The sequence below is a fragment of the Alcanivorax profundi genome (genome assembly GCF_003597125.1).
In the GTDB taxonomy this organism is placed as follows: Bacteria; Pseudomonadota; Gammaproteobacteria; order Pseudomonadales; family Alcanivoracaceae; genus Alcanivorax; species Alcanivorax profundi.
The window spans coordinates 217,171-243,727 of record NZ_QYYA01000005.1; the positions used below are offsets into that span (position 1 = coordinate 217,171).

Here is a 26,557-nt window from a genome sequence, read left to right on the forward strand (position 1 = left end):
ATTAATAAAAACTTGGAGGAATTCAGGATGAAAAAGACGCTGATTGCTGCCGCCATGTTGGGCGCATCAACTTCCGCCATGGCTGTTGCACCCGGTGGCCCGGGTTGTGGCTGGGGCAATATGCTCTTCGAAGGCCAGTCTGGTATGCCGATGCATCTGCTGGCAACCCTGGTGAACGGCACCACCGGTAACGCTACTTTTGGTATGACCACCGGTACCAATGGTTGTGACACCAGCGGCGCCCTGACCTACAGCGGCCAAAGCCTGCTGGGTATGACCGGTGTGATGGAAGAAGTTGCACAGGATATGGCCACTGGTGAAGGCGAAGCGCTGACCGCACTGTCTGTATCCATGGGCATTGAAGCGTCTGACCGTGCGCATTTCAACACGGTAATGCACGAAAACTTCGCTGCCATCTTCCCGCATCAGGACGTGACCGCCAAGCAGGTTATGGCCAGCATTAATGATGTGATGAAGAAAGATCAGAATCTGTCCAAGTACACTGTATAAGTACCCGGACAGGTGATCGCAGGCCCCGCCCATGGCGGGGCTTTTGTTTTATTGGGGAACGTGATTTCGTTTGACCCGCCTGATGGATTTTCCCATGCGCACTGGATTGCTGTGTGTGCTGCTGTGCTGGGCAGCAGTTTCTGTGGCGGTCACGCCACCCCGACCTGATGTTTCCATGGATGCCCTGGCGGCCAGTGACCGCTGGCAAGCGCTGTTGCACATCAATCCGGGGGCAACGCTACGCGACCGTCACCGCAGCTATGTGGATGATGATAACTTCTTCCTGTCGGAAACGGGCAAGGAGGATCCGCTTGCCGAGCTGCTGGCGACCCATGAGGCATTGCAGTCGCCCGGCGCGCAAGCTCGTTGCCGCTTTCCGGCCCGGTACCGTTTTCTGGCGCAGTCGCTGGGTTGGGAGCAGGCTGGCGCGTTTGATCATTGCGCGCAGTACCGTGAATGGCGGGCAGCGGTTACCGCTAGCCGAGCGGTATTGGTCTTTCCTGCCGCTTACCTGAATAGCCCCTCTTCCATGTTTGGTCATACGCTGCTGAGGCTGGACCAGGGCGAGGACTCGGCCGTCTGGTTATCCTGGGCGGTAAATTTTGGTGCCGTGTCCACGGCCCAGGACAATTCATTCTTCTATATTTATCGTGGGCTCGCCGGAGGGTATCCCGGGCGTTTTGCGCTGGTGCCCTATGTCCAGAAGATCCAGGAATACTCTCACATGGAAAATCGCGATATGTGGGAATACACCCTGGACCTGGACCAGCAGGAGCTCGACTGGTTGATTGAGCACCTTTGGGAGCTCAAGGATATCAATTTCGACTATTACTTTTTCGACGAGAATTGTTCGTTCCGGTTGCTGGAGTTGGTTGAGGTGGCCCGCCCTGGCTCGCAATTGCTCACGGAGCTGCGCTTTGCCGAAGTGCCGGTCAATACCGTGCGGGCACTGGATGACCGCGGCATCATCCGTGAGCGCCACTACCGGCCGTCCAAGGCGGTAGAGCTCAATAATTTGCGTGAGCAACTCAATGGTAATCAGCAGGCCCTGGCACGACGACTCGCCGATGATCCGTCGCTGCTGACCAGTGACGCCTTTCTGGCCGAGTCGGCATCGGACCGGGCGATCATGGCGTCGGTGGCTTACCGCTATTTGCGACTCAAATACCGAAAGGAAGAGCGTACCGATGCGGTGGCCAAGGACTCCTTTGCATTGCTCACGGCCATGAACCAGCTGCCGCCGGTAGCCGTGCCGGAGACCCTCGATCCGGAGCCGCCAGAAAAGGGCCATGGCACCCAGATGCTGGCGATCAGCGGCGGCCAGCGTGAAGGGAATCAGGATTTTGGCGAGCTCAGTTATCGCCTGACCTACCATGACTTGCTGGATAATCCTTATGGGTTTTTGCGTGGAGCAGAAATCGAAGGGTTGGATCTCACATTGCGCAGTACGGAATCAGGGGATGCCAAGCTGGAAGACCTGCAAGTGGTGAGTATTCGTTCGCTGGCCCCACGGAATCGGTTCATTCAGCCATTGAGCTGGTACGTGGACGGCGGTCTGGAGCGCGCCTGGGCTGGACGCAGGCGGTTGGTGCGTTATCTGCAAGGGGGGGCAGGAGGAAGCTGGCAGTGGGGGAATTGGCAGCCGTATCTGTTAACCAGCCTGCGGATGGAGAATAATAGCGAGTTCGACACCTTTGTGACCCCGGGGGCCGGGCTGGATGCAGGCATCCTGTATCGGCGGGGACGCTGGCAATGGCAGGCGGGCAGTGTCGGGCATTATTTCACCAACGATTTCTATCGCTATACCTCGCAACTGGCCGTGCAATGGGCGGTGACCCGTCAGCACGGTGTGCGTGCCTCTCTTGAACGTGAAGGCTGGCGAGGGGATGGCGATAACGAGTTTAAACTGCAATGGCGATGGTACTTCGACTGATAGCGCTGGGCTGGCTGCTTACCCTGATGGCAGGCTGCTCCAAACTGTATTTCTACCCCATGAAGCCCTGGGTGCAGAACCCGGAAAATCAGGGCCTGGCCTACGAGGATATTGTGCTGTTGCACCCTCGTGGCATGCGTATTCATGGCTGGTGGCTGCCTGCCCAGGAGGCTGCCGGAGTGAAGGGGACCGTCTATTTTCTGCACGGCAATGCCCAGAATATTTCGACTCATCTGGCCAATGTGCAGTGGTTGCCGGCACGGGGCTATAACGTTTTTCTGATCGACTACCGGGGTTACGGCCTCTCTGAAGGCAAACCAAGACTGCCAGAGGTCTATGACGACGTGCAGCTGGGGCTGGATTGGTTGCGGAGCGTGCACGACGACGCGGGGCCCTTGATTGTTTTCGGGCAAAGCCTGGGGGGCGCCATGGCGGCAACGGTGCTGGGTGAAGAGGAAAATGCCGGTGCGGCGGACTGTGTGGTGCTGGAGGCCGCGTTTGCCAGTTACCGGGATATCACTGATGACGTGATGAAGAAAAGCTGGCTGTTATGGCCGTTGCGCTGGATGGTGGTGCCCGGTATGCCTGCGCGTGAGCAGGATCCGGAGAACCGGATTGCCGGCATCGCGCCAACCCCGTTGCTGATACTGCATAGTGACGAGGATGAAGTGGTCCCTTATAGCCATGGAGAGCGGTTGTATGCCGCCGCTCAGGCGCCCAAGACCTTCCAGCCTCTGCATGGGGGGCACACCCAGAGTACCCGGGATCCGGACGTGCAGGACCGGCTGGTGGATTTCATGGAAACCTCTGGGTGTTCAGCCCGGGCTCCAGAACCGGTCAGCGACAAGCCTGCCCCACCGCCAATCCAGGGGCCAATCGTGCCCCCGCCGTCCCCGGACACCGGGAATGGGGCTTATCGGTTCTAGCAGGCTGTTGAACAGCCCCTTGCTGAAGGGGCGAGGCGTCTTGGCGACAGCGACAGGGGCGCAAGGAGGATGAGGGCCTTCTTGCGCCCGCCGCAGGCTGTTACTGATTCAGGCGGGTCTCAATCAGCTGATCAACGACGCCGGGGTCTGCCAGGGTGGAGGTATCCCCCAGGCTGTCCAGTTCATCAGCGGCAATCTTGCGCAGAATGCGTCGCATGATTTTGCCTGAGCGGGTTTTGGGCAGGCCTGGTGCAAAGTGGATCAGGTCCGGTTTGGCGATGGGGCCGATTTCCTGAGTGACCAGATCACGCAGCGCCTGTACCAGCTCATCACTGCCTTCCTTGCCGGCCATCAGCGAGACATAGGCATAGATGCCCTGACCCTTCACGTCGTGCTGGTAGCCCACCACGGCGGCTTCAGAAATGCTCGGGTGCAGCACCAGTGCCGACTCGATTTCCGCTGTGCCCAGACGGTGGCCGGAGACGTTCAGGACGTCGTCCACCCGGCCGGTAATCCAGTAGTAACCATCCTCGTCACGGCGGGCGCCGTCGCCAGTGAAGTAATAGCCTTTGTAGGTGCTGAAATAGGTATCGATCATGCGCTGGTGATCACCGTAAACCGTGCGGATCTGGCTTGGCCAGCTGGAGCGAATGGCCAGATTGCCGGAGGTGGCTCCCTCCAGCTCGTTGCCGTCGGGATCCATCAGTACCGGTTCAATACCGAACATGGGCAAGGTGGCAGAGCCTGCTTTCAGGTCCACAGCACCGGGCAACGGGGCGATCATGATGGCGCCGGTTTCGGTTTGCCACCAGGTGTCGACGATCGGGCAGCGCGATTCCCCCACGACCTTGTAGTACCACTCCCAGGCCTCGGGGTTGATGGGTTCACCTACGGTACCGAGCAGTTTCAGGCTGGCACGGGAGGTTTGTGTTACCGGTGCATCGCCCAGCCCCATGAGGGCGCGAATGGCGGTGGGGGCGGTGTAGAAGATGTTGACCTTGTGCTTGTCCACCACCTGCCAGCAACGTGAGGCATCCGGGTAGGTGGGTACCCCTTCGAACATCACGGTGGTGGCGCCGTTGGCCAGTGGGCCATAAACGATATAGCTATGGCCGGTAATCCAGCCCACATCGGCGGTGCACCAGTAGATGTCACCTTCCTTGTAGTCGAAGACGTACTTGTGAGTCAGTGCCGCATTGAGCAGGTAGCCGGCAGAGGTATGCAGCACACCTTTGGGTTTGCCGGTGGAGCCGGAGGTGTACAGGGTGAACAGCGGATCTTCTGCAGCGACCCATTCCGGTTCGCAGTCTGCCGAAGCATCGCCGATGGCGTCGTGGTACCAGACATCGCGAGCCTCCTGCCAGGCCACATCGCCGCCAGTGCGTTTCACGGTCACACAGGTGTGGACGCTGTCGATACCGTCCATGGCCTTGTCCGCATTGACCTTGAGGGGCACGATCTTGCCGCCGCGAACGCCTTCATCGGCGGTGATGACGGCGCAGGCGCCTGCATCAATGATGCGATCTTTCAGCGCTTCGGGAGAGAAGCCGCCAAACACAACTGAGTGGATGGCGCCGATACGGGCGCAGGCCAGCATGGCATAGGCGGCTTCGGGGATCATGGGCATGTAGATTACGACCCGGTCGCCTTTTTTGACGCCGCGCTGTTTGAGGACATTGCCGAACTTGCTGACTTCCTCGAACAGCTGCTGATAGGTGATGTGCTTGTCCTGGTCGGGCTCGTCGCCCTCCCAGATGATCGCGGTCTGGTTGGCCCGCTCGGGCAAATGACGGTCGACGCAGTTATAGCAGACATTCAGGGTCGCGCCCTGAAACCAGGCCGCGCGGCCCTCTGTGAAGTCCCAGTCACTGACCTTGTCCCAGGGGGTTTTCCAGTCCAGAAACTGATTGGCACGGTCTGCCCAGAAGGTCTCCGGGTCATTGATGGACTGTTGGTACCAGGCATCATATTGCTCGCGGGTCATCAGGGTCTGGGCTTTGAAATCGTCTGGAACAGGGTGAACGATGGGCTTGGACATCAGGGCCTCCTTGGAATACTGCCTGTAGAGAGCCGCGTACACCGCTCTCCGTTTTTCCTTCATTATTGTGGCTCGTTCCGCCTACGGGTATTCCACCATGGTCGTAGGGGAATCGGCGTGCCCCAAGAGTAAACAATGCGTAGAGGAATGGCCAAGTAGAAGAGCCGTGAATAGTGAATAGTTAACAGTGAATCGCGGGTTAGRGGGGCGGGGGGCTGTGCTTTGGGTGGGCACGAATCAGAGCTGGGGTGAAGCTGCTTTGGGGGCCTGTTGCCACGTAACGACATAAAAAAAACGCCGGCATGAGCCGGCGTTTCAGAATCCTGGCAGTAACGGATCGGGTATCAGGCAACCTGTACCGGGATCGCGTTGCTGGTGCCCTTAACTGCGTTGCCTTCATCCATGTAAATAAGGCTGGGCTTGAAGTTGACCAGTTCGGCGCTGGAGTAGCTGGCATAGGCGCAGATGATCACGCGGTCGCCGGGCTGGGCCTTATGGGCGGCAGCACCATTTACCGAAATGATCTTGGAACCGGCTTCGCCACGGATCGCGTAAGTTTCAAAACGCTCGCCGTTGTCGATGTTATAAATCTGGATTTGTTCGTACTCCAGGATACCAGCCATGTCCATCAGATCACCATCGATGGCGCAGGAGCCTTCGTACTCGAGTTCCGCGTGGGTGACACGAGCCTGATGGAGTTTTGCTTTCAGCATGGTGCACTGCATGTTGGTTACCTCTCACACTACCTGAAGCCTGCGATATACGTTGTTTCTACCAAGCAGGCGCTTCAAGGGGCCCGAAGTATGCACGAATCACTGGTTGTCTACAACGGCCAGTGAGACATTGTCTATCAATCGCGTTTGCCCCAGTTTGGCGGCTACGGCAATCACCAGATCGGTGTCGTTTTCGGCTGCGGGAGCGAGGCTTCGGGCGTTGGAAATGGTCAGGTAATCCACCGCAAATCCGGCTTCGTTCAAGGCATCTGAAAAGCGCGCCTCCAGGCTCCGGTAGTCGCGCTCGCCGGCCTCGACGGCCTGCTGGATCTGTTGCAGGTTGGCGTAGAGCTGCGGGGCAAGTTTGCGCTCACTTTCGCTGAGAAAGCCGTTGCGCGAGCTGCGCGCCAGGCCGTCTTCTTCGCGGCTGGTCGGCGCCCCGACAATTTTGACCGGAAACAGCAGCTCTTCGGTCATGCGGCGCAGGATGGCCAGCTGCTGAAAATCCTTTTCCCCGAAGACGGCGACATCCGGTTGGACGATATTGAACAGCCGCGACACGACTGTCGTCACGCCGCGAAAATGCCCTTCACGACTGGCGCCACACAGGTAGTCACCCAGGCCGTCTACGTCTACCCAGGTCTGGTTCTGGCCCAGCGGATACATTTCGTCGACGGAGGGGGCAAACAGCAAATCGGCTCCGGCATCGACCAGTGCGGCTGCATCGGCATCCAGCGTGCGCGGGTAGCGGTCGAAGTCTTCGTTAGGGCCAAACTGGGTCGGATTGACGAAGATCGAGACCACGACCACATCGCAGCGGGCCCGTGCTTCGCGCACCAGGCTGATGTGGCCATCATGGAGGTTGCCCATGGTGGGCACGAAGCCGACGGTGTGTCCCTTGCGGTGCCAGCCACGAACGTACTCACGAACCTGAGCGACAGAGTGAATAGTTTGCATCAGAAGCCCTCAGCAGTATGTTGGCGACAGCCGCCATGCCATTTGGCGTGATGGGGATGGTGCGCCGGGCCCGGGATGCCGGCCCCGGTCATGATCAGAAACAGTGCTCGTCGGCCGGGAAACTGACGTCCTTGACGGCCTTGTCATAGGCGGCAAAGGCGCCACGGATATCGCCAGCCTCGGCCATGAAGTTTTTCACAAAGCGGGCGGGTTTGCCGGGGCTGATGCCGAGCATATCGTGCATGACCAATACCTGGCCGTCGCATTCAGGCGCGGCGCCGATACCAATCACCGGTATGGCCACTTCCGCAGTGATGCGCGCGCTCAGTTCACGGGGGACGCATTCCAGCAGCAGCATGGCGGCGCCGGCTTGCTCCAGGGTGCGCGCCGCCTCCAACATTTCCAGCGCGCTGGCGTCGTCCTTGCCCTGCACCCGGTAACCGCCCAGAGCATTTACTGCCTGCGGTGTCAGGCCCATGTGGGCGCAGACAGGGATGCCATTGCGGTTGAGAATGTCAATGCTGTCGGCCAGCCAGGCGCTCCCTTCCAGCTTGACCATGTTGGCGCCCGCCTGCATCAGGGCGGTGGAGGCTTCCAGGGCCCGTTCTACGGTGGCGGCGCCCATAAAGGGAACATCGGCAATCATCAGGCTGCCGCGATTGCCTCTGGCAACGCACTCGGTGTGGTAGGCCATTTGTTCCAGTGTCACCGGCACGGTGCTGGTTTGCCCCTGGATCACATTGCCCAGGGAGTCGCCCACCAGAATGGCGTCTACACCGGCTTCGGAAACCAGCTGGGCGAAACAGGCGTCGTAAGCGGTGAGAACGGAGAATTTTTCGCCGTCCTGCTTGCGTTTCTGCAGGGTACGAATGGTCACGGACATGGGAAACCTCCCAGGGAAATTCAGATGAAAGTTGAAAGTTTAAAGTTGAAACGCGGGCCTGTCTGTCGCTGCGTAAGGGTTGTGCCTGCGAGGCTGTCAAAAGTGTCGCGGGCAGAGCGTCATCAGTACGCGACGTGCTGTTCCGCGCTTTTGAACTTTCAACGTTAAACTTTCAACTCAGCCAACCAGTGGCCGGGGGTTAAAATAGTGGCGCCCGGAACGGATGTCCAGCAGCTCGCTGACCAGTTGCTGATAATCCCGGTCGTGACTGACCAGATCAATCTCGGCGGCGTTGACAATCAGCAGTGGCGCGCGGTCATAGAAGTGGAAAAACTCGGTGTAGGCATTGCTCAGGCGGTCCAGATAGTCCCCCTGGATCCGCTGCTCGAAGTCATTGCCACGGCGGGTGATGCGTTGGCGTAGCACCGGGGATGGTGCCTGCAGGTAAATCACCAGATCCGGTTGCGGGGCATCGACAGTCAGATGGTCATCCACGTTCCGGTACAACTCGAACTCGTCCTCGTCCAGGGTGACCTGGGCAAACAGGCGGTTTTTGTCGATCAGGAAATCCGCGATGCGGGGGCCGGCAAACAGGTCCTGCTGCTGGATCTGGCGTAGCTGGTCGGCCCGCTGAAACAGGAAGAACAGTTCTGTCTGCAAGGCGTAGCGGGCCGGATCCTGATAAAAGCGGGTCAGGAAGGGGTTGTCTTCCGCCTGCTCGAGAAGAAGGTCATAACCGAAGGTCATGGCAAGCCGTTTGGCCAGGCTGGTCTTGCCCGCGCCAATGGGGCCTTCCACGGCGATAAAGCGTGGCAGGCTGCCCACACGGCGGCGCTGTTCGATCCGTTCGTTCAGGGTTGTCTCATTCAATGAGTGCATCTCTGTCCAGTTCTGACATCGGGGTCACGGCCTGCTCGGCCACCTCTTCCAGAAAACTACTCAGTGCGGTGCCGTCCGGCAAGAGGGCGCCGGGGGCAATCTCCAGTAGTGGCTGCAGGACAAAGGCCCGACAAGTCATCTGTGGGTGGGGAACGTGCAGGTCAGGGGCGTCGATGTGCTGGTTGTCCAATAACAGGATATCCAGATCCAGCGTGCGCTCGCCCCAGTGCCGAAGCCGTTGGCGGCCAGCGGCCAGCTCCAGGGCCTGGAGGGTGTGAAGTAGCTGGTGGGGCGTGCCGTTGACCTGTAACCGGGCGACGGCATTGACGTAATCAGGTTGGTCCTGAGGGCCGATCGGGGCGCTGCGATAGAGCCGGGAGTGACTGAGCAGATCGATGCCGGGCAGCCGCTGCAGAGCATGCAGGGCGCTGATCAGCCGCTGTGCCGGCTGATCCAGATTGCTGCCAAGTCCAATAAATGCCTGCATGAAACCTGCCTGAAAGGGATTTTAACCTTCTGCCTTGGGCTTGCGAGGACGGCGACGTCGACGACGCTTGCCAGTGCCTCCCTGGTTACCCAGCTGGGTGATCATGTCGCGACGGCCGGTTTCGTCTTCTTCCTGGTAACGGGTCCACCAGTCGCCCAGACCTGGGTTTATCTCCCCTGCCTGCTCACGTAGCAGCAGGAAATCGTAGGCGGCCCGGAAGCGGGGATGCTCCATCAGGGCGTCGGCCCGGCGGCCTGCGCGTTTGTCCAGGCGGAATTGCAGCTCCCACATTTCCCGCATTACGGTGGAGAAACGGCGCGGGATGGCGGTGTGCTGAATCTGCTGATTGAGCGCACGGGTAGCGGCCTTGTGCAGGGCTTGTGCCGGCGGCAGACCGCTGGACAGGTAGCCTCCCAGGCGCTGCTGGATGACGGGCCACAGCAATACGGCATAGATAAAGGCCGGAGTGACGGGCTTGTCCGCTTCCAGGCGGCGATCGGTATTGTCCATGGCTGCGAGCAGCATGGCTTCCCAGATCTGGCCTTGCTCCCCTTCGAGGGCCTGTTGGGTTTCCGGGAACAGGAAGCGGAACAGGTTGAGCTGTTGCAGCTGCTCATAGGAGGCGCGGGCATGGCCGCTGAGGAATAGCTTGAGCACTTCATCAAACAGCCGGGCAGCCGGAACCTGCAGCAACAGCTCGGCGAGCTCGGGAATCGGATCGGCCGTGGCCGGATCGATATGGAAGTCCAACTTGGCGGCAAAGCGTGCGGCGCGCAGCATACGGACCGGGTCCTCGCGGTAACGGGTCTGGGCATCGCCGATCAGGTGAATCACCTGATCGTTGATATCCTGCATGCTGCCGGTGAAGTCGTGCAGGCTGAAATCAGCAATGTTGTAGTACAGGGCGTTGATGGTGAAATCCCTGCGCAGGGCATCTTCCTCAATGCTGCCCCAGGTATTGTCACGCAGTACCAGCCCGGTTTCTTCATGGGCGTGATGCTGTTGTTTGTCCGGGTTGTCGTCAGTGTTCATGGCCCGGAAGGTAGAAACCTCAATGACCTCTCGGCCAAAGCGGACATGCACAATCTGAAAGCGGCGGCCAATGATCCGGCTGCGCTTGAACAGGCGATTGACCTGTTCCGGTGTGGCATTGGTAGCCACGTCAAAATCCTTGGGCTCGCGGCCGCTGAGAATGTCACGCAGGCAGCCGCCGACAAGGAATGCTTCAAAGCCTGCTTTATGTAGCCCGTAGAGCACGTTAAGTGCGGCGCGGGATACTTGCTGACGGGAGATAGGGTGGTGGTCCCGGGGGATGATCTCCAAGGAAGGCAACGTTTCTTCTTGCGCTGAGGAACTTCCCCGTCGTCTTTGCGTCATAATGAAGAGTGCGATCAAGGCTACGGCGATGGTTGCGATGACGGTCGCCAATATAGACGGGCTGGTTAGCTGAGAAAGCATTAGGTGGCGTGCGACTCGTTAAAGGCTGTGAAGGGGCGATGGTAGCACTTTTTATCGCCAAGCGAGATGTTGCTGGCTTATACTCGGCAATTGGTGTGCGCCACAAAGTAAAAAGGAGCCACAACCGTAGTTGTGACTCCCATATTTTGCGCTGATTCTGTTGTTATTATTGTTTGTGTTGTTTTCTGCCTTGTCGCTGCAATCATCAGTTGCAGCAGCACTGCATTGGCTCGTGAAATTATTCTTCTTCTTTCTTGTTGTTATTGTTGAGCCGTTACGCCGTTGTTTTTGTTGTTTGCTGGCGTGGGATTCATAGTGCCCGTACGTCCCTGGCAATGCAACAAGGCAAAAAATCCATAAAAAACAGCTACATACGGAATTGTCTCAGAATTCCTCTTAAATCCCCCCTCACCTGAGTAACGAAGTTGTTACTCTCCTGAGTAGTGAGGTAACACTTGCTACTCAATTGCGGTAACAGGTCACGTTTTCACCCTGTCGGCACAGCTCACCCTGAAAATTTCTGTTTGGCAGTAGAGACCGGCGGCATGGAATCTCCGGTCAATGGATCGCTCTGGCTGAGTGGTCGCAGATGGGGGCTCAGCGGCGGCTTCCCGCCTTTTTTCTAGGAATTCCAAGGCGTTGGCGGCGTTCCCACAGGCTCTTGCGGCTGATGCCGAGTTTCTGGGCCAATTCCGTTTCGGTCATGCTGTCCTGGTTTTCCATGACGAAACGGGTGAAATAATCCTCCAGTGACAGGTCTTCACTGGGGTCCAGACTGGCGCGGCTGACGCGTTGAGGAGTGCGGTTGGGGTTCAGGCCCAGTTGCGCCGGGCCGATGCCGTCTTCCTCGCAGAGGATAATGGCCCGCTCTATGACATTCTCAAGCTCACGTACATTCCCTGGCCAACTGTAATTGTGCATGGCCTGGCGTGCGGCTGCGGTAAAGACGAGGTCTTGACGATTCAGCTTCTCACAGCCACGCGACAGTAACGCATCGGCCAGTGTATCGAGATCGTCCTGGCGTTCGCGAAGCGGGGGCAATGTCAGCTCCATGACATTCAGGCGGTAGTAGAGGTCCTGACGGAAATGGCCCTCTGCGACTCGGCTGGGCAGATCCAGCTGGCTGCTCACCAGAATGCGCACATCGACCTTGCGCGGTGCCAGGGACCCTTGGCGATGAATCTCGTGGTGGGTCATCAGTGTCAGCAGACGACTTTGGGCGTCGCTGGAGAGCTCTCCGATTTCATCCAGAAAAAGGGTGCCCCCGTCGGCTTCCTCTATGCGTCCGGCCGTGTCTTCATCGCCAAACAGTTCGGTCAATTGCAGGGTCTTGGGAAGGGCGGCGCACTGTACTGAGATCAGCGGCCCGTTGGCGCGTTCGCTCTGTTCATGCAGCGCGCGGGCAGTGAGTTCCTTGCCGGTGCCCGCCTCCCCCATAATCAGTACCGGCGTGTTGGTGGGGCCAACCCGGCCAATGCGATGTTTCAGTTCTTCCATGGCAGGGCTGTTGCCAACCATGTTGTTGACGGGGTAGCTGCGCTCCATATCCCTGCGAAGGGCGCGGTTGCCCCGGTTGAGGCGCCCCTCTTGTAGTACCCGATCCACGGCAATCAGCATTTCATCGTGATCAAAGGGTTTGGGGATATAGTCCACGGCGCCCTGGCGCATGGCATCCACGGCCGAGCGCAGGCTGGCGTAGCTGGTCATGATCAGTACCGGGGTATTGCCCGCGGCGTCAATCAGGGTAGTGCCGGGTTCACCGGGCAGCCGCAAGTCACTGATGATGAGATCAAACTGGTTCAGGTTATTGTCACGCGCTTGCTCGACAGAATCGGCTTCAGTCACTGAGTGGTCGTGGCGCTCGAGAAGTTTGCGCAACGCACCGCGAATCACTGGCTCGTCTTCAACAATAAGAATGTGACTCATGTTCTGCTTGTATCCTGTACTGACCGGTCGTCAGAAAAATTTAACCCTACAGTGCAGTGGCGTGAATCGGTAGCCGGATAATAAACCGGGTGCCCCCGGCGTCGCAGATCGGGCTTTCCACGCTGATGCTGCCAAAGTGCTCTTCGATAATACTGTAAACCAGCGCCAACCCAAGCCCGGTACCTCGCCCGGGGGCCTTGCTGGTGGCGAAGGGTTCGAACAGGGTGTCACGCATTCGATCAGGAATGCCGTGTCCCTGATCTTCGACGCGGACTTCCAGGTACGCCTCGGTCTCTTCGCAGTAAATGCTGATCGCTTGTTCTGGTGAACTGGCATCTGCGGCATTTCCCAGCAGGTTGATAAAGACCTGTAGCAGGCGTTGGGGATCCCCCTGGGCCCAGCCGTCACTCACACAGTGGTTGATAAACTGCTGCTGGCGGTGATCAGGATCAAGCAGCAGCAGTGAGATTGCCTCATCCACGGTGTCGCGAAGATTGACCGGGACATGGTGCACGCTTTGCTTGATGCTGCCGGAATGGCTGAACGTTACCAGGGATTCGACAATGCGGGTAATGCGCCGGGTCTGTTCGAGAATTTGCTGGCTGGTTTCCAGTTGCTCCTCGGCATCGCTTTCGCTGTCGAGATTCTGCGCCAAACAGGCGATCGCCGTGACCGGGTTGCCGATCTCGTGGGCGACCCCGGCGGCCAGGCGGCCGATGGAAGCCAGTCGCTCGTTATGGGCCAGATGCGCCTCCATATGACGCAGCTCCGTGATGTCCTCAATCACCAGCACCTGGCCGCCGGCTTGTTCGGCACTGCCAATGCCCATCACAGAGGACTTGTGCAGGCTCAGCCAGCGAGTCTGTCCTTGAACCTCCAGCGACAACTGCGGTTGGTGGGGGTTGTCGTCTCGGCTGAAACGGGTGAAAAACTCGCCCCAGGGTTCAACCAGATCTGAAAGACGGGACCCGATAGTGTCCGCGGCGCTGATGTTGGTGAGCGCTTCCATCGCTTGATTCCAGCCAATGATCTCATCGTCCGCCCCCAGCGAGATCACCCCCATGGGCAGTTCCAACAGGGTTTGCCGATGGAAGCGGCGCAGGCCGTCGAGCTCCGCCGCCAGCCCGGACAACCTGTCGCGATATTGTTCCAGTCGGGATTCAATGAACTGGATGTCCTCGCTGGAGCTTTGCTCTTCTTCGGGCAGGTAAGGGAGGTGGTCATCCATTAACTGATGCGAAACCGAGGGACCGAGCAGGCCTGATAGATTGGTCTCCAGTTGGTCGCGAAGACGACGCAGGGCGTAGGGGCGTGTTTCGGTGCGGGGAAGGCGCAGGTCGCGCAAGGCCATTTCCACTTCACGGGTGGCGGTGATCGGCCCCAGAGGTTGGCTCAGGGCATCAATGAAATCATCGACACTTTTCGCTTCCAGTTCCCAGCGATAGGGGCGGCGCAGGCTGTCCACGGCACAGGCTTCTGCGGCGTTTTTTTCTGCCCGGGACATGGGGGTGACGATGGAGACAATGGCATACACCAGGGCATTGGCGGTGACCGAGGCAATAGCCACGTGGTGCCACTGGTCGGGTCCGGTGTGGAAACGCATTCCCAGCAATTCCATCAGCTGGGAAAGCTGCCAGCTTGGGTAGGTGATCGGCAGCAGTAGCAGCAGCAACCAGCACAGGAAGCCGACGGTGAGTCCTGCAAACAGGCCGTTGCGGTTGCCGCTGGGCCAGAACAGCGCACCAATCAGTCCGGGGACGAACTGAAGGGTTGCCACGAACGACAATACCCCCAGCTCAACCAGGGTATGACCGGCCCCCGTAAATCGGTAAAAAAGGTAGGCCAGTGCCAGAATAGCGGCGATCAGAATGCGCCGTGTCCATAGCAGGTTGCGGTACAGGTTTTGTCCCTGATGTAGCGGGCTGGCGGGTAATACCAGATGATTGAGGCACATGCCTGATAGCGCCAGCGTGGCAACGATCAGCATGCCGCTGGCGCCAGCCAGTCCGGCCAGGTAGCCAAGCACAGCCCCGTGTCCGCCGGTTACCAGGCCAACCCCCAGCGCATAGTAGTCCGGGGAGGTGGGAGCGTTGCTGGCGGCGGCGGCCCAGAGGATTACCGGTACGCACAGGGCCATCACCAGAAACATTAGTGGCAGCGCCCAGCTGGCGGTAATCAGTGCCCGTGGGTTCAGGTTTTCAGTGAACGCCATATAGAACATATGAGGCAGCACCACGGCGGAGACAAAAAACGCCATGATCATGGAATGCCAGGTGCCATCCTGTAGAGGGTAATACAGTCGCGACAGCATCTCAGGGTGATCATCCAGCCACTGCCCCAAACTTTCCGGACCGTCGAAAACACCGTACAAACCGAGCAGTGCCACCGCGCCGAAGGCCACCAGCTTGATCAGCGATTCTGTGGCAATGGCTACCACCAACCCTTCGTGTTTTTCCCGGGCGGTGGCGTGGCGGGCGCCAAACAGGATGGCGAAGATCACCATCATCATGCAGAAGCCCGCGGCCAGTGAGCGAGGATCATCGGTGCCACTGAGAATCTGGATGGACTCCGCTACCGCCTTGAGCTGCAAGGCAAGCAGTGGCAGCACACCTATCAGCATTATGATGGTAGTCATGGCCCCGGCCATGCGGCTGCGGTAACGGAAGGCAAACAGGTCAGCGAGGGAGCTGAGCTGGTAGGTGGCTGTCAGGCGCAATATCGGGGCCAGCAGGATGGGGGCCAGCAGGAACACGCCTGAGATACCCAGAAAATAGGACAGGAAGTTGTAGCCGTACTGGTAGGCGTAACCGACTGAGCCATACACCGCCCAGGCACTGGCATAGACTCCAAGGGAAAACACATACACGGCCGGGTGGCGCACCCAGTGCGCCGGCAGCCAGCCGCGCTCGGTGATCCAGGCAACAAAGAAAAGAAACAGCAGGTAGCCACCGGCGATGGCAATCAGCTCACTGACACTATAGACCATCGACATCTTTGCTCTTTGCAATCCAGTAGCTCAGGGCGATCAACCCCAGCCAGATCAGATAAGGGCGGTACCACGCTCGCCCCCCTTCGCTCCACCAGTCAATAATGGCAGGGGACAACAGGTAGGTTCCCAGAATAAAAATGATAAGCAGGCGATCTGTATACATGTTGTTAGGGCCCTCTGGCCGAAGAGGATACGTCAGGTGAGGGAGGCGTGTAAAAGCGGGGGGAGTTCAGTTGACAGTGGACAGTTGAGAGTTGACAGCGAAAAGCAAGAACTGTGGCCTGGTTCGGGGGGCTGAGTTGAAAGTGGAAACGCGCGAGATGGGGTTGTTGCGTAGGGTGGAAATGGGCGTCAGCCCATCTCTGCCCTACGAGAGTGACGTGGGTAAAGGTTGCTGGCGGCCGGGGGGCCAGTGGTGTTCGGGGTAATGGAGTTTACCCCATTCCAGCAGGGAGGCAGGTGGTGCGCCCTGGAGATCTTTCGGCGGTTGCAGACCCATGCAGTGCAGGGCCGCAGAGAGGAGTTGGCTGGCACGGGCGGGGGCGAGTGCTTCGCTGCCGCCGGACTTGGATAGCTTGGTATCGCGGCCGTCAGTGACCACGGGCAAATGGGCGTAAAGCGGAGCGGGGCGCCCCAGGCATTCCAGTAGCCAGCGCTGGCGCAGGGTGGAATCTATCAGGTCGGCGCCGCGTAACACATGGGTAATGACGTCGTTGGCATCATCCAGGGCGCAGGCCAGTTGGTAGCCGAACAGACCGTCACGGCGACGGATTACAAAGGCGCCGCCGTCCTGATGGAGGTTGTTGCAGACCCGCCCCTGTATGCCATCGTCGAAGCAAAGCTCACTGTCCGGCACGGCAAGGCGAACCGAGGCATCGTCACTGCCGGGGGCCGCAGCACTGATGCCCGGATGGTTATGATTCAGGGCCGTCAGCTGCTTGCGGGTGAGGGTGCAGTAAAAGGCGTGATGGTCTGCCAGAAGTTGCTCCACCGCCCCCTGATAGGCCTCATGGTGCTGGCTTTGATAACGCACCGAGCCATCCCACACCAGCCCGAACTGTTCCAGCTGCAGCAGAATGGCATCGGCCGCCCCGGGCACTTCCCGGGGGGGATCCAGATCATCTATCCGCACCAGCCATTCCCCACCATTGGCTCGTGCGTCCAGCCAACTGGCCAGCGCCGCCACCAACGACCCGAAATGCAACGGGCCGGAGGGCGTGGGGGCGAAACGTCCGCGATAGCTCATAGGGCAGTGAACAGTGAATAGTGAATAGTTAACAGCGGCGCGCCAGATGAATGCAGTGACGTAAAACGCAGGAAGCCGCGCACAGAGTATGGGCGCGGCCTCCTGCGTAGCAAAGAGCGAAAGCCCGCTATCGCGAGCTGTTCACTATTCCCTGTTAACTCTTCACTGCTTCTAACCTGCCAGCTGCTTTTCCTTGATCTCCGCCAGTTCCTTGCAGTCAATGCACATCTCGGCGGTTGGGCGGGCTTCGAGGCGGCGGATGCCGATTTCGATGCCGCAGGCTTCGCAGTAGCCGTAGTCATCCTTGTCGACCAGGTCCAGGGTCTTTTCGATCTTCTTGAGCAGCTTGCGTTCTCGATCACGGGTACGCAGTTCCAGGGCGAATTCTTCTTCCTGGGTGGCGCGATCTGCAGGGTCGGGCAGATTGGCTTGCTCATCCTGCAGGTGATGCATGGTGCGATCGGCTTCTTCCATTAGCTCCTGGCGCCAGGCCAGTAGAATCTGCCGGAAGTGTTCGCGCTGTTTCTCGTTCATGTATTCCTCATCCTTGGCCGGCTGATAAGGTTTGAAACCGTGCAGCAGGGCCTGGGATGAAGTGGAGGAGGTCTTTTTCACTGTCTTTTTTACCTGAGCTGAAGAAGGGGATCGGCTCGGCGACATTCCTTTGCCGGCAAGCGCAGTCCTGGCGGTACCGGAGTTCGATGGTCGTTGAGCGGCAGGAGTTCCTGCCGGTTTTGCCTTGCCGGAGGCAGGCAGCTTTGTTCTTGGTGCAGCGGGTGCTGCTTTCTTGGCCGCAGCCTTGGGGGCTGCTGGCCGGGTAGCCTTTGCCGGTTTGGCAGAGGTCGCCCTGGTTGTCTGTTTTGCAGCGGGTGTCTTGCTCTTGCCCGCGACGGATTGGTTTGCAGCCTTGGCCGGCGCTTTTTTAGCGGGGCTTTTAATGGCGGCTTTGGGCTTGGACACAGCGGCTTTCTTCACGGTGGCCTTTTTGGCTGCTGGCTTGCTGGTAACAGCTTTTTTGGCGGTGGGCTTCGCTGCGGTCTTCTTGGCTGGGGCTTTTTTCGCCGGTGCTTTTTTTACTGCCGCTTTCTTGGCGGCGGGCTTTTTGACCGCAGCTTTCTTCGGCGCTGGCTTCTTGGCAACAGCCTTTTTCGCTGGTGCTTTTTTTGCCGCAGTCTTCTTGGCCGCAGGCTTTTTCACGGCAGCTTTTTTGGCTGGCGTTTTCTTGGCGGCGGGTTTGCTGGTGGCTGTCTTGCTGGCAGATTTGCTGGCGGGTTTGGTAGAGGCTTTGCGGGTGCTGGCAGCAGTTCCGGTGGCTTTTTTGGTAGCCGCCTTTTTCGGGGCTTTCTTTTTGCCGGTGGCCATCTTCAGTAACTCCCTTAGCATGGTCTTTAACTCTCTATCCTGTGCCCGCACTTCCCTGATGGGCATAATGTAATCTTCGACCTTACCCCTTATAGGCAAGTCTTGTCACCAATTACAGGGCCTGCTTCCGGCAGGGAGCCTGATTGATGAAAATCTGGCCGATTATAGCCATGCCGGTCCGTCTTGGAAGAGGAAACTTGTGATGACGCTATCCCGTTACGCCAGCCAGATCCCGCCTTTTCATGTAATGGCGTTGTTGGAAAGGGCGCAGCAGCTGGAAGCTGAGGGGCGCGATATTTTGCATCTTGAGGTGGGGGAGCCTGATTTTGGCACGCCCCCACCGGTGATGGAGGCGATCCAGCGTGCCATGGCGCAAGGGCGAACAGGCTATACGCCCGCGGCGGGACTGCCGGCGTTGCGTCAGGCGATCTCCGATGATTACCGGGAACGTTTTGGCGCCGAGGTGCCAGCTGCGCGCATTGTAGTAACCCCCGGAGCGTCGGGTGCCTTGCAATTGGCTCTGGCAGCGTTGATCAATCCAGGTGAGGGGGTGCTGTTATGTGACCCGGGTTACCCCTGCAATCGGCAGTTCGTGAATCTGGTCGGCGGGGATCCGCAGCCTTTCTTGCTGGATGCGGCCTCCCATTTTGATCTTTCGGCAGCGGCGTTGGAGGCTGCCTGGCTGCCCTCGACTCGCGTGGCCATGGTCGCCAGCCCGGATAATCCCACGGGCAATATGCTCAGCCCTGACACCCTGGCCGAGCTGGTCTCGGTGGTGCGCAGGCGCCACGGCACCTTGCTGGTGGACGAGATCTACCAGGGGCTGTGTTATACCCAGCCAGCGTCCACTGTTCTGAGTCAGACTGACGATGTGGTGGTCATTAACAGCTTCAGCAAATATTTCTGCATGACGGGCTGGCGGCTTGGCTGGCTGGTTGCTCCCGAACCCCTGGTGCCGGCCATCGAGCGGCTGGCCCAAAATCTGTTTCTGGCGCCATCGACACCGGCACAGTACGGCGGGCTTGCCGCATTGGAAGAAGCCTCTATGGCGATTCTTGAGCAGCGCCACCAATTGTTGGCTCGCCGCCGCCAGTGTTTGCTCAATGGTTTGGCGCACCTGAAGTTACCGGTGGTGTCTCGCGCTGACGGCGCCTTCTATGTGTATGTGGATGTGAGCCGCTATACCCATGATAGTCACGCCTTCTGTGCCGATCTGCTTGAGCGCGCCGGAGTGGCCATCACGCCGGGCGTGGACTTTGGCGAGGGGCATGACCACAAGCGCTATGTGCGGCTCGCCTATACCTGCACAGAATCACGACTGACCGAGGCGTTACATCGTCTGGAACACTATCTGGAGTCCTTGTGAAATTTTCCCCGCAGCTGGAGCGCGTTACCCTGTTACGTCGCTACAAACGGTTCATGGCCGACGTGGTTCGTGACGATGGCAGCGAAATCACGGTGCACTGTCCCAATACCGGGTCCATGAAAAACTGTGTGCTGGGCGAGCCGCAGCAGGCGTTGATTTCCGATAGCGGCAATCCCAAACGCAAGTACCGCCACACCCTGGAGGCATTGCAGGTGGCCCATGGTCACTGGGCGGGGGTGAACACCAGCCGCACCAATGCGCTGGTGGAAGAGGCGGTTCGCAGTGGGTGGGTGGCGGACCTGGATCCGTGCAGCGGAGTGGAGAGAGAGGTCAAATACACGGACAGCCGTTTTGATCTGGCACTGGGTGAACGGGCGGAGCCGCATACCTTTATCGAGGTGAAGAATGTAACGCTCGGGCCGGGGCCGGAGGATGCGGATGATGGGGTCATTGCCTTTCCTGACTCGGTCACCGAGCGCGGGCAGAAGCATCTGCGTACCCTGATGGAGGTGGTGGCGTCGGGGCGCCGAGCGGTGCTTTTTTTCTGTGTGCAGCACAGTGGCGCTACGGCGGCGCGACCGGCGGATGAAATCGATCAGCGTTATGGTGAGCTGCTGCGTGAGGCGGTAGCGGCGGGGGTGGAGGTGCTGGCCTGGCGGGTCGCCCTGTCGCAAACCGAGTTTGTTCTGGAGGCGCCGGTACCGGTGCTGTTGGCGCGGGGGACGTAACCGCCGCGTGCGTCTATCTGTCTACGCTTGCCGGTCCAGTTCCCGCAGTTGCTGCTGTAACAGGGTGATCTGGTTGCCCCAATAATGCATTGATTCAAACCACGGGAAGGCCGGCGGGAAGGCGGGGTCGTCCCAGCGTTTGGCCAGCCAGGCGTCATAGCCGATCATGCGACGGATGCGCAGCGGTTCAATGAGCCCTTGTTGTTCCCAGGGAAAGGGCAGGAAGGTGTCGTAGCCCTGGGCAAGTACCCGTAACTGATGTTGCTGCTCGTCCTCTTCCCCGGACAACAGCATCCAGATGTCCTGCATGGCCGGGGCGCGCAGGCTGTCGTCCAGATCCACGAAATGTGGACTGTCGTCGCGCCACAGGATGTTGCCGGTGTGGCAATCGCCGTGAACATTCAGCAAGGGAAAAGCGGTGCCTGCCAGGCGTTTCTCAATGCGTTCCAGCAATTGCCCCACCGTATCCCGGTACTGGCCGCGGTAGTTGAGATCCACCACGTCATCGATCAGGAAGGTGCTGGCGGTGCGGATATCCTCGACCACATCCAGTGTGGGGCGATGCTGGTAGGGGCGGTCGCTGCCACAGGCATGCCAGCGTGCGAGGGTGCGCCCCAGTTGCTCCAGATGGCTGTCGTTGGCCAGTTCCGGTGCATGGCCGCCGGCGCGCCGAAACACCGCAAAGGCGAAGTGATCACAGTGAAACAGGCTGGTGCCGTTCTTCGCGATGGGGGCGACCACCGGCAGGTCGCGCTCCGCGAGGAACAGGCTGAAGGCATGCTCCTCAAGGATCTGTTCGTCGCTCCAGCGTTGTGGGCGATAGAACTTCACAATCACCGGGGCACCGTCTTCCTGGCCGACCTGATAAACCCGGTTCTCGAAACTGTTCAACTGCAATAGCCGGCCGTCACTGAGAAAGCCGGCGGCGTCTACGGCATCAAGCATGTAGTCCGGGGTCAGCAGATCGAAAGGGTGCCCTGTGATGTCGCTCATGCGGGTTGCGGAACCTCTCCCAGCCAGATTTCGTTACCACGCACTTCCACCGGTACCGGGACCAGCTTGTCGCCCATGCACGGGCCCGACAGACAATGGCCGGATTCCACCTCGAACAGGGCGCCGTGATTGGCGCACATGATGAACTGGCGATCGCTGTCCATGAATTCGTCGGGCATGAAGTTCAGTTCAATCCCCAGGTGCGGGCACCAGTTGATATAGGCGTGGACCTGCCCGTCAAATTTGGCCACCACCACGGGCTGGCCATCTTTCTGAAATTCCCGGGCGCTTTCGTGTTCGATGTCGTCCAGGTTGCAAACGTGTTCCATGGAGCTTCCAGTATTTCCTGGTAGGTGGAGTTCAGGTTATTCGCCCAGTACTGACTTGCGAATGGCAGTATGTGCTTCAGCGGGCAGGCGCGGGCCGAACTCGCTGACCAGTCGCGCCGAGGCGGCAGAGGCCAGTTTGCCTGCTGCGGCAAAGTCGTGGCCGTGGGTGATGGCATAGAGAAAGGCGCCAGCAAACATGTCGCCCGCCCCGTTGCTGTCCACGGCCTTCACCGCGATCGGGTCGATGGTGTGGGTGGTCGTGCCATCCCATACCAGGGCTCCCTTGGCGCCCAGTGTAATCACTGCAGAGCGGCACACTGATTTCAGTGAGGCCAGAGCGGCGTCCACGTTGTCGGTATCGGTGTAGCTGGTGGCTTCGGCTTCATTGCAGAACAGCAGGTCCACGCCATCACCGAGCATTTCGGTCAGGCCATCCTTGAAGAACTGCACCATGGCCGGGTCGGAGAAGGTCAGCGAGGTTTTTACCCCGTGTTTCTCCGCCAACTGGCGAAGCTTGACGGTGGCCGCCCGTGAGCTGTCACCGCTGACCAGATACCCTTCCAGATAGACATACTGGCTGGCGGCGATGGCGGCTTCGTCCAGCTCGGATTCGGAAACCTGGCTGGAGATCCCCAGAAATGTATTCATGGTGCGCTCGGCGTCCGGGGTTAGCATCACCAGGCACTTGCCGGAGATGCCGTTTTCCCGGTGGCTGTTCATGTTGGTGTCCACGCCGGCCGCGGTCAGGTCGTTGACGAAAATGTCGCCGGTGGCATCGTCGGCAACCTTGCAGGCGTAGTAGCCGCTGCCGCCAAAGTAACGGGTGGCAATTACGGTATTGCAGGCAGAGCCGCCACTGGTCTGTTTGCGTGGTTCGGCTTCGTCTTTCAGGGCGGTGAGCAGTTCTGTCTGGCGAGCTTCATCCACCAGGGTCATCAGCCCCTTGCCGACCTCCATGCGTTCCAGAAAGGCGTCGCTGACCTCGATTTCGGTATCTACCAGGGCATTGCCGAGGGCATAAACGTCATATTTTTTGGTCATGAAGGCTCCGTTCTGGATTATGCAGGGGGAGCTATTATGGGCTGCCGGGCGCGGCTTGCAAAACCCTGGCTGCCGACTCGGCGGAACATAATCGTCACCTTGTACTCATAAAGTACCCACACTTTTCTCTATACTGCGTCCCCATGGCGAAGAAAACGAACAAGACCCCGGCGCGATCGCGGGGGCAGGCACAACGCAAGAAATCTCCATCTCGCAAGAAAGCGGCGGCCCCGCGCCGCCGTTGGTTCAGCTGGGCCTTTGTGGCCAAGTTCAGCTTGGTGCTGCTGGTGATCGGCGCTGCCGGGCTGGCGTACCTGGATGCGATGGTCCGTGAGCGTTTCGATTCCCACGTCTGGCAGCTGCCGGCACGGGTCTATGCGCGCCCTGTGGAGCTGTATGAAGGGCGGGTATTGTCCCGGGAGGACATGCTCAAGCTGCTGGACCTGATGCGCTATCGTCGTGATGCGGCAGCCTCGACGCCGGGCAGTTTTGCCGTTCAGGGCAGCCGTTTGCTGATTCATACTCGTGGATTTAAGGATAGTGACGGCGGGGAAACGCCCAAGCGTATCCGAATCAGTCTGTCGGGCGGCCAGATCCGCAATCTGGACGCCGGTGGTGACGGTCTGGCGCGACTGGAGCCGCTTCAGATCGGCAGCATCCATCCGCAGCATGCGGAGGACAGGGTGCTGGTGCCTCTGGAGCAGGTGCCCCCGTTGCTGGTGGATATGCTGGTGGCCACCGAAGATCAGAGTTTCTACGAGCACCATGGTATTTCCCTGCGCGGGCTGGCTCGGGCCATGGTGGCCAACGTCAAGGCGGGAGGGCTGGTGCAGGGGGGCAGTACGCTTACCCAGCAGCTGGTCAAGAATTTCTGGCTGACTTCAGAACGAACCCTGTCGCGCAAGCTGTTGGAAATGCCCATGGCCATCCTGCTGGAGCTGCACTACAGCAAGCAGGAAATTCTCGAGGCCTATCTCAATGAGGTCTATCTCGGCCAGGACGGGGCGCGCGCCATTCATGGCATGGGGCTGGGTGCGCAGTTCCTGTTCGGGCGACCCCTCGAAGAGTTGGAGCCGCATCAGTTGGCCACCCTGGTGGCGCTGCTCAAAGGGCCCAGCTGGTATGACCCCCGGCGCCGTCCGGAGCGGGCGATGGAGCGCCGCAATACCGTGTTGCGCGTGGCCATGGAAGAGGGCGCTTTGTCCAAAGCTGACTTCGACAAATACAGCGCCCGCCCGTTGGAAGTGGTCCCACGCGGGGCGTCGGCTCTCTATGCCTTCCCGGCGTTTATTGATCTGGTGCGCCGCCAGCTGGCCCGAGACTACCCGCCGGAAGTGCTGAGTGACGAGGGGCTTAATATTCATTCCACCCTGGATGTGCTGGCCCAGCTGGCGTCTGAAGGGGCGTTGAAAGAGCATCTCAATAACCGCGACCCGGGTGAGAAGCAGAAACTGAATGGCGCCGTGGTGGTGGTGGCTCCAGCGCAGGGGGATGTGCTGGCTCTGGTCAGCAATCGTAATTCCCGGGAGGCGGGGTTCAACCGTGCCCTGGATGCCCAGCGGCCCATGGGGTCGCTGGCCAAGCCAGCGGTGGTGCTGGCGGCGGTACGCGAACCAAAGCAGTGGTCTCTGGCTTCACTGGTCGAAGATGGCCCGATTCAGGTGAAACTGCCAAACGGCGATGTGTGGGCGCCCCAGAATTTTGACAAGCAAGCCCATGGGGCCATGCCCATGGTGGATGTGCTGGCCCAGTCCCGTAACCAGGCCACCGCTCGTCTTGGGCTGGATGTGGGGCTCGACAAGGTGGCCAAGACCATGGAAACCCTGGGCGTGACCCGCAAGGTTCCGCAGTACCCCAGTATCCTGCTGGGCAGCCTGGCGCTGACCCCGTTTGAAGTGGCCATGATGTACCAGCCGCTGGCCACTGGCGGGTTCAGTACCCGTTTGCGCTCCATTACCGATGTGCTGGACAAAGAGGGCAAGCCGTTGGCCCGTTACCCGGTCAGCACCGACGAAGTGGTAGAAGCGGGGCCAGCCTTCCTGACCCAGTGGGCCATGCAGCAGGTCGTCGAAAAGGGCACCGCCCGTTCTGCACGGGCCTACTTGCCAAAAGATTTGAAGGTGGCAGGCAAGACCGGCACCAGTGACGATTTCCGCGATGCCTGGTTCGCCGGATTCTCGGCCAATCACCTGGCGGTTGTGTGGGTGGGTCGTGATGACAATGCCGGGGCGGGTATCACTGGATCCAGCGGCGCTTTGCCAGTGTGGGCGAGGTTGATGGGCAAGCTGCCCCAGCGCAGCCTGTCGCAGACCCCACCTAACGGCGTAGAGTGGGTATGGATGAACCCGGACGGCCAGCGTGTCAGTGCCGAAGGTTGTGGCGACGCCCGTCGCTTCCCGATGATGGAAGCGTCCATTCCTGAGGACACTGATGGCTGCGGCAGCGTGAAACAGTCCGGCAAGGGCATCAAGAAATGGTTCAAGGGATTGTTTGATTAGGGCCTGTTAGCACTGTCAGGACTCAACCTGGAGGGCTGATCCGTTGTTCCGCCCAGCAGCGCCATCCGCTGTTTATGTAGAATGACTACACTGCACACCAGCTGGCACGACTGGATGAAAAATGCATTCAGCAGGAGCTATACCAGTAGTGCTAACAGGCTCCAAGGCTGCCAGGCCCGAAGAACACACAAAGGAACAAGTATGCAAAACAGGCAAGGGTGGATTCGGATACTGGTCGTTGCGTTAGTGATGTCAGGCTGTGCCGTGCGGCCTCCCGAAGCGCCGGTTGAACCCATGACGGCCAGTGTCGAGCTGGAAGGTTCGCCCGCAATGGCGTTGCTGCAGCGGGCGGAAAGTGCCCGGCAGCAAGGCCAGGGGGCGGCGGCAGAGCGCTATCTGGAGCGAGCCCTGAATATTGCCCCGGATTCCTCCTGGTTGTACCGGGCGTTGGCGGATCTGCGGTTGTCCGAGGGCGATGCCCGGGGCGCGGAGGGCTTTGCGCTCAAGGCGCTGCGGTTGGCACCGGACCATGATGATTACCAGGCGAGCCTGTGGGAGATGGTGGCGACGGCTCGTGAACGGCAAGGGGACCGAGACGGTGCCCGCGACGCACGCAGCCGGGCCGCGGCGTTACGCAATCCGGTGGCGCGACCGGTATGACGCCCGCAGTGCAGGCGGCAAAAAAGGCCAAGGTCGCTTTCCAGTTGCACAGTTACGAACATGACCCCAAGGCGGAAAGCTACGGGCTGGAGGCCGCCGAGCGACTTGGGCTGCCACCGGCACAGGTCTTCAAGACGCTGGTGGCCCTGGTCGATGAGGTGCCGGTGGTAGCCATGGTGCCGGTGGCCCATCAGCTCGACCTGAAGTGTCTGGCCCGGGCACAGGGTGGCAAAAAAGCGGTGATGTGTCCGCCGGACAAGGCGCAGCGACTGACGGGCTATGTGCTTGGTGGGATTAGCCCGCTGGGACAGAAAAAACGGTTGCCGCTGGTTCTGGATAGCAGCGCGCAATCGCAGCAGGACATCTATATGAGCGCGGGGCGCCGCGGTCTGGAAATCGCCATGGCGCCACAGGATCTGCTCACCCTCACCGGCGGCAAACTGGCCGCCCTGGTCCGCGACTGAGCAGCCTCTCCCTTTGCAGGAGCGTCGCTGGCGGCGCGATCCCCCGAGTTTCGAGTCACGAGTACCGAGTTTCGAAATTCAAAAGCGGAAACCCGCATTGATTGGAGGTTTTCGCTTCTCGTAACTCGGTACTCGCAACTGCTTTCATCGCGCCGCCAGCGACGCCCCTAC

The 26,557-nt window shown here is 59.6% G+C and carries 23 protein-coding genes and 1 pseudogene; 8 read left to right on the forward strand and 16 right to left on the reverse strand.

The features are described 5' to 3' along the window. Nucleotides 1–27: 27 nt before the first annotated feature. The 3 genes from D4A39_RS14965 to D4A39_RS14975 all read left to right on the forward strand — a co-directional run bounded on the left by D4A39_RS14965 (nucleotide 28) and on the right by D4A39_RS14975 (nucleotide 3,369). Nucleotides 28–510 (forward strand): DUF3015 domain-containing protein, encoded by a 483-nt coding sequence (locus D4A39_RS14965; protein ID WP_022986173.1) that lies wholly within the window; start codon nucleotides 28–30, stop codon nucleotides 508–510. Nucleotides 511–604: 94 nt separating this feature from the next. After that, on the forward strand, nucleotides 605–2,443 hold the full coding sequence (locus tag D4A39_RS14970) for an Lnb N-terminal periplasmic domain-containing protein (protein ID WP_022986172.1): 1,839 nt from the start codon (nucleotides 605–607) through the stop codon (nucleotides 2,441–2,443). Further along, nucleotides 2,422–3,369 carry an alpha/beta hydrolase gene (locus D4A39_RS14975; protein ID WP_022986171.1) on the forward strand — a complete coding sequence of 316 codons (948 nt, stop codon included), beginning with the start codon at nucleotides 2,422–2,424 and terminating at the stop codon, nucleotides 3,367–3,369. Before D4A39_RS14970 ends, D4A39_RS14975 begins: the two co-directional genes overlap by 22 nt. Nucleotides 3,370–3,469: 100 nt before the next feature. Here D4A39_RS14975 and acs read toward each other — a convergent pair whose 3' ends face one another. The 13 genes and pseudogenes from acs to D4A39_RS18240 form a co-directional block, all read right to left on the reverse strand. After that, the gene (acs, locus tag D4A39_RS14980; protein ID WP_022986170.1) at nucleotides 3,470–5,407 is read right to left on the reverse strand and encodes an acetate--CoA ligase; all 1,938 of its coding nucleotides are present in this window, start codon (nucleotides 5,405–5,407) and stop codon (nucleotides 3,470–3,472) included. 344 nt (nucleotides 5,408–5,751) lie between these two features. Further along, complete coding sequence (gene panD, locus D4A39_RS14985; RefSeq protein WP_022986169.1) at nucleotides 5,752–6,132, reverse strand: aspartate 1-decarboxylase; 381 nt, start codon at nucleotides 6,130–6,132, stop codon at nucleotides 5,752–5,754. A gap of 87 nt (nucleotides 6,133–6,219) precedes the next feature. Continuing rightward, nucleotides 6,220–7,077: a pantoate--beta-alanine ligase gene (gene panC, locus D4A39_RS14990; protein WP_119918484.1), complete on the reverse strand. Its 858-nt coding sequence runs from the start codon at nucleotides 7,075–7,077 to the stop codon at nucleotides 6,220–6,222. A 94-nt stretch (nucleotides 7,078–7,171) separates the two neighbouring features. Then, nucleotides 7,172–7,960: a 3-methyl-2-oxobutanoate hydroxymethyltransferase gene (gene panB / locus D4A39_RS14995; RefSeq protein ID WP_022986167.1), complete on the reverse strand. Its 789-nt coding sequence runs from the start codon at nucleotides 7,958–7,960 to the stop codon at nucleotides 7,172–7,174. Between the two features lie 177 nt (nucleotides 7,961–8,137). Beyond that, complete coding sequence (locus D4A39_RS15000) at nucleotides 8,138–8,839, reverse strand: deoxynucleoside kinase (protein WP_022986166.1); 702 nt, start codon at nucleotides 8,837–8,839, stop codon at nucleotides 8,138–8,140. Next, nucleotides 8,823–9,326: a 2-amino-4-hydroxy-6-hydroxymethyldihydropteridine diphosphokinase gene (gene folK, locus D4A39_RS15005; RefSeq protein WP_119918485.1), complete on the reverse strand. Its 504-nt coding sequence runs from the start codon at nucleotides 9,324–9,326 to the stop codon at nucleotides 8,823–8,825. Before folK ends, D4A39_RS15000 begins: the two co-directional genes overlap by 17 nt. A gap of 21 nt (nucleotides 9,327–9,347) precedes the next feature. Then, complete coding sequence (gene pcnB / locus D4A39_RS15010; RefSeq protein ID WP_119918506.1) at nucleotides 9,348–10,703, reverse strand: polynucleotide adenylyltransferase PcnB; 1,356 nt, start codon at nucleotides 10,701–10,703, stop codon at nucleotides 9,348–9,350. Between the two features lie 678 nt (nucleotides 10,704–11,381). After that, nucleotides 11,382–12,710, reverse strand: a complete 1,329-nt coding sequence (locus D4A39_RS15015; protein WP_119918486.1) for a sigma-54-dependent transcriptional regulator — start codon at nucleotides 12,708–12,710, stop codon at nucleotides 11,382–11,384. A gap of 46 nt (nucleotides 12,711–12,756) precedes the next feature. Continuing rightward, nucleotides 12,757–15,696 carry a sensor histidine kinase gene (locus tag D4A39_RS15020; RefSeq protein ID WP_119918487.1) on the reverse strand — a complete coding sequence of 980 codons (2,940 nt, stop codon included), beginning with the start codon at nucleotides 15,694–15,696 and terminating at the stop codon, nucleotides 12,757–12,759. Further along, nucleotides 15,686–15,862: a hypothetical protein gene (locus tag D4A39_RS17890; RefSeq protein WP_007149317.1), complete on the reverse strand. Its 177-nt coding sequence runs from the start codon at nucleotides 15,860–15,862 to the stop codon at nucleotides 15,686–15,688. Before D4A39_RS17890 ends, D4A39_RS15020 begins: the two co-directional genes overlap by 11 nt. 204 nt (nucleotides 15,863–16,066) lie before the next feature. Beyond that, on the reverse strand, nucleotides 16,067–16,945 hold the full coding sequence (gluQRS, locus tag D4A39_RS15025; protein WP_022986161.1) for a tRNA glutamyl-Q(34) synthetase GluQRS: 879 nt from the start codon (nucleotides 16,943–16,945) through the stop codon (nucleotides 16,067–16,069). A 171-nt stretch (nucleotides 16,946–17,116) separates the two neighbouring features. Next, complete coding sequence (dksA, locus tag D4A39_RS15030; RefSeq protein ID WP_255407684.1) at nucleotides 17,117–17,479, reverse strand: RNA polymerase-binding protein DksA; 363 nt, start codon at nucleotides 17,477–17,479, stop codon at nucleotides 17,117–17,119. Between the two features lie 414 nt (nucleotides 17,480–17,893). Beyond that, nucleotides 17,894–18,373, reverse strand: a pseudogene (locus tag D4A39_RS18240) (histone H1-like repetitive region-containing protein); the annotation flags it as partial. Between the two features lie 136 nt (nucleotides 18,374–18,509). Here D4A39_RS18240 and D4A39_RS15040 point away from each other — a divergent pair. After that, the gene (locus D4A39_RS15040) at nucleotides 18,510–19,673 is read left to right on the forward strand and encodes an aminotransferase class I/II-fold pyridoxal phosphate-dependent enzyme (RefSeq protein WP_199699473.1); all 1,164 of its coding nucleotides are present in this window, start codon (nucleotides 18,510–18,512) and stop codon (nucleotides 19,671–19,673) included. Beyond that, nucleotides 19,670–20,401 (forward strand): DNA/RNA nuclease SfsA, encoded by a 732-nt coding sequence (gene sfsA / locus D4A39_RS15045; protein ID WP_022986157.1) that lies wholly within the window; start codon nucleotides 19,670–19,672, stop codon nucleotides 20,399–20,401. The genes D4A39_RS15040 and sfsA overlap by 4 nt, the downstream gene beginning before the upstream one ends. Before the next feature lie 21 nt (nucleotides 20,402–20,422). Here the strand turns inward: sfsA and D4A39_RS15050 are convergent, their stop codons facing one another. From D4A39_RS15050 to D4A39_RS15060, 3 genes are read right to left on the reverse strand one after another with little or no spacing between them, the layout of a single operon-like run. Next, nucleotides 20,423–21,394, reverse strand: coding sequence for a serine/threonine protein kinase (locus tag D4A39_RS15050; protein ID WP_119918489.1), 972 nt, complete (start codon nucleotides 21,392–21,394; stop codon nucleotides 20,423–20,425). Continuing rightward, nucleotides 21,391–21,723 (reverse strand): Rieske (2Fe-2S) protein, encoded by a 333-nt coding sequence (locus D4A39_RS15055; RefSeq protein WP_022986155.1) that lies wholly within the window; start codon nucleotides 21,721–21,723, stop codon nucleotides 21,391–21,393. The genes D4A39_RS15050 and D4A39_RS15055 overlap by 4 nt, the downstream gene beginning before the upstream one ends. Before the next feature lie 36 nt (nucleotides 21,724–21,759). Continuing rightward, the gene (locus D4A39_RS15060) at nucleotides 21,760–22,764 is read right to left on the reverse strand and encodes an adenosine kinase (protein ID WP_022986154.1); all 1,005 of its coding nucleotides are present in this window, start codon (nucleotides 22,762–22,764) and stop codon (nucleotides 21,760–21,762) included. Between the two features lie 143 nt (nucleotides 22,765–22,907). Here D4A39_RS15060 and mrcB point away from each other — a divergent pair, with 143 nt between their 5' ends. The 3 genes from mrcB (at nucleotide 22,908) to ybaK (ending at nucleotide 26,386) form a co-directional block, all read left to right on the forward strand. Further along, nucleotides 22,908–25,262: a penicillin-binding protein 1B gene (gene mrcB / locus D4A39_RS15065; RefSeq protein ID WP_119918490.1), complete on the forward strand. Its 2,355-nt coding sequence runs from the start codon at nucleotides 22,908–22,910 to the stop codon at nucleotides 25,260–25,262. A 201-nt stretch (nucleotides 25,263–25,463) separates the two neighbouring features. Further along, nucleotides 25,464–25,922 carry a tetratricopeptide repeat protein gene (locus tag D4A39_RS15070; RefSeq protein WP_233552495.1) on the forward strand — a complete coding sequence of 153 codons (459 nt, stop codon included), beginning with the start codon at nucleotides 25,464–25,466 and terminating at the stop codon, nucleotides 25,920–25,922. Continuing rightward, nucleotides 25,919–26,386 carry a Cys-tRNA(Pro) deacylase gene (gene ybaK / locus D4A39_RS15075; RefSeq protein WP_022986151.1) on the forward strand — a complete coding sequence of 156 codons (468 nt, stop codon included), beginning with the start codon at nucleotides 25,919–25,921 and terminating at the stop codon, nucleotides 26,384–26,386. Before D4A39_RS15070 ends, ybaK begins: the two co-directional genes overlap by 4 nt. Nucleotides 26,387–26,557: the final 171 nt, after the last annotated feature.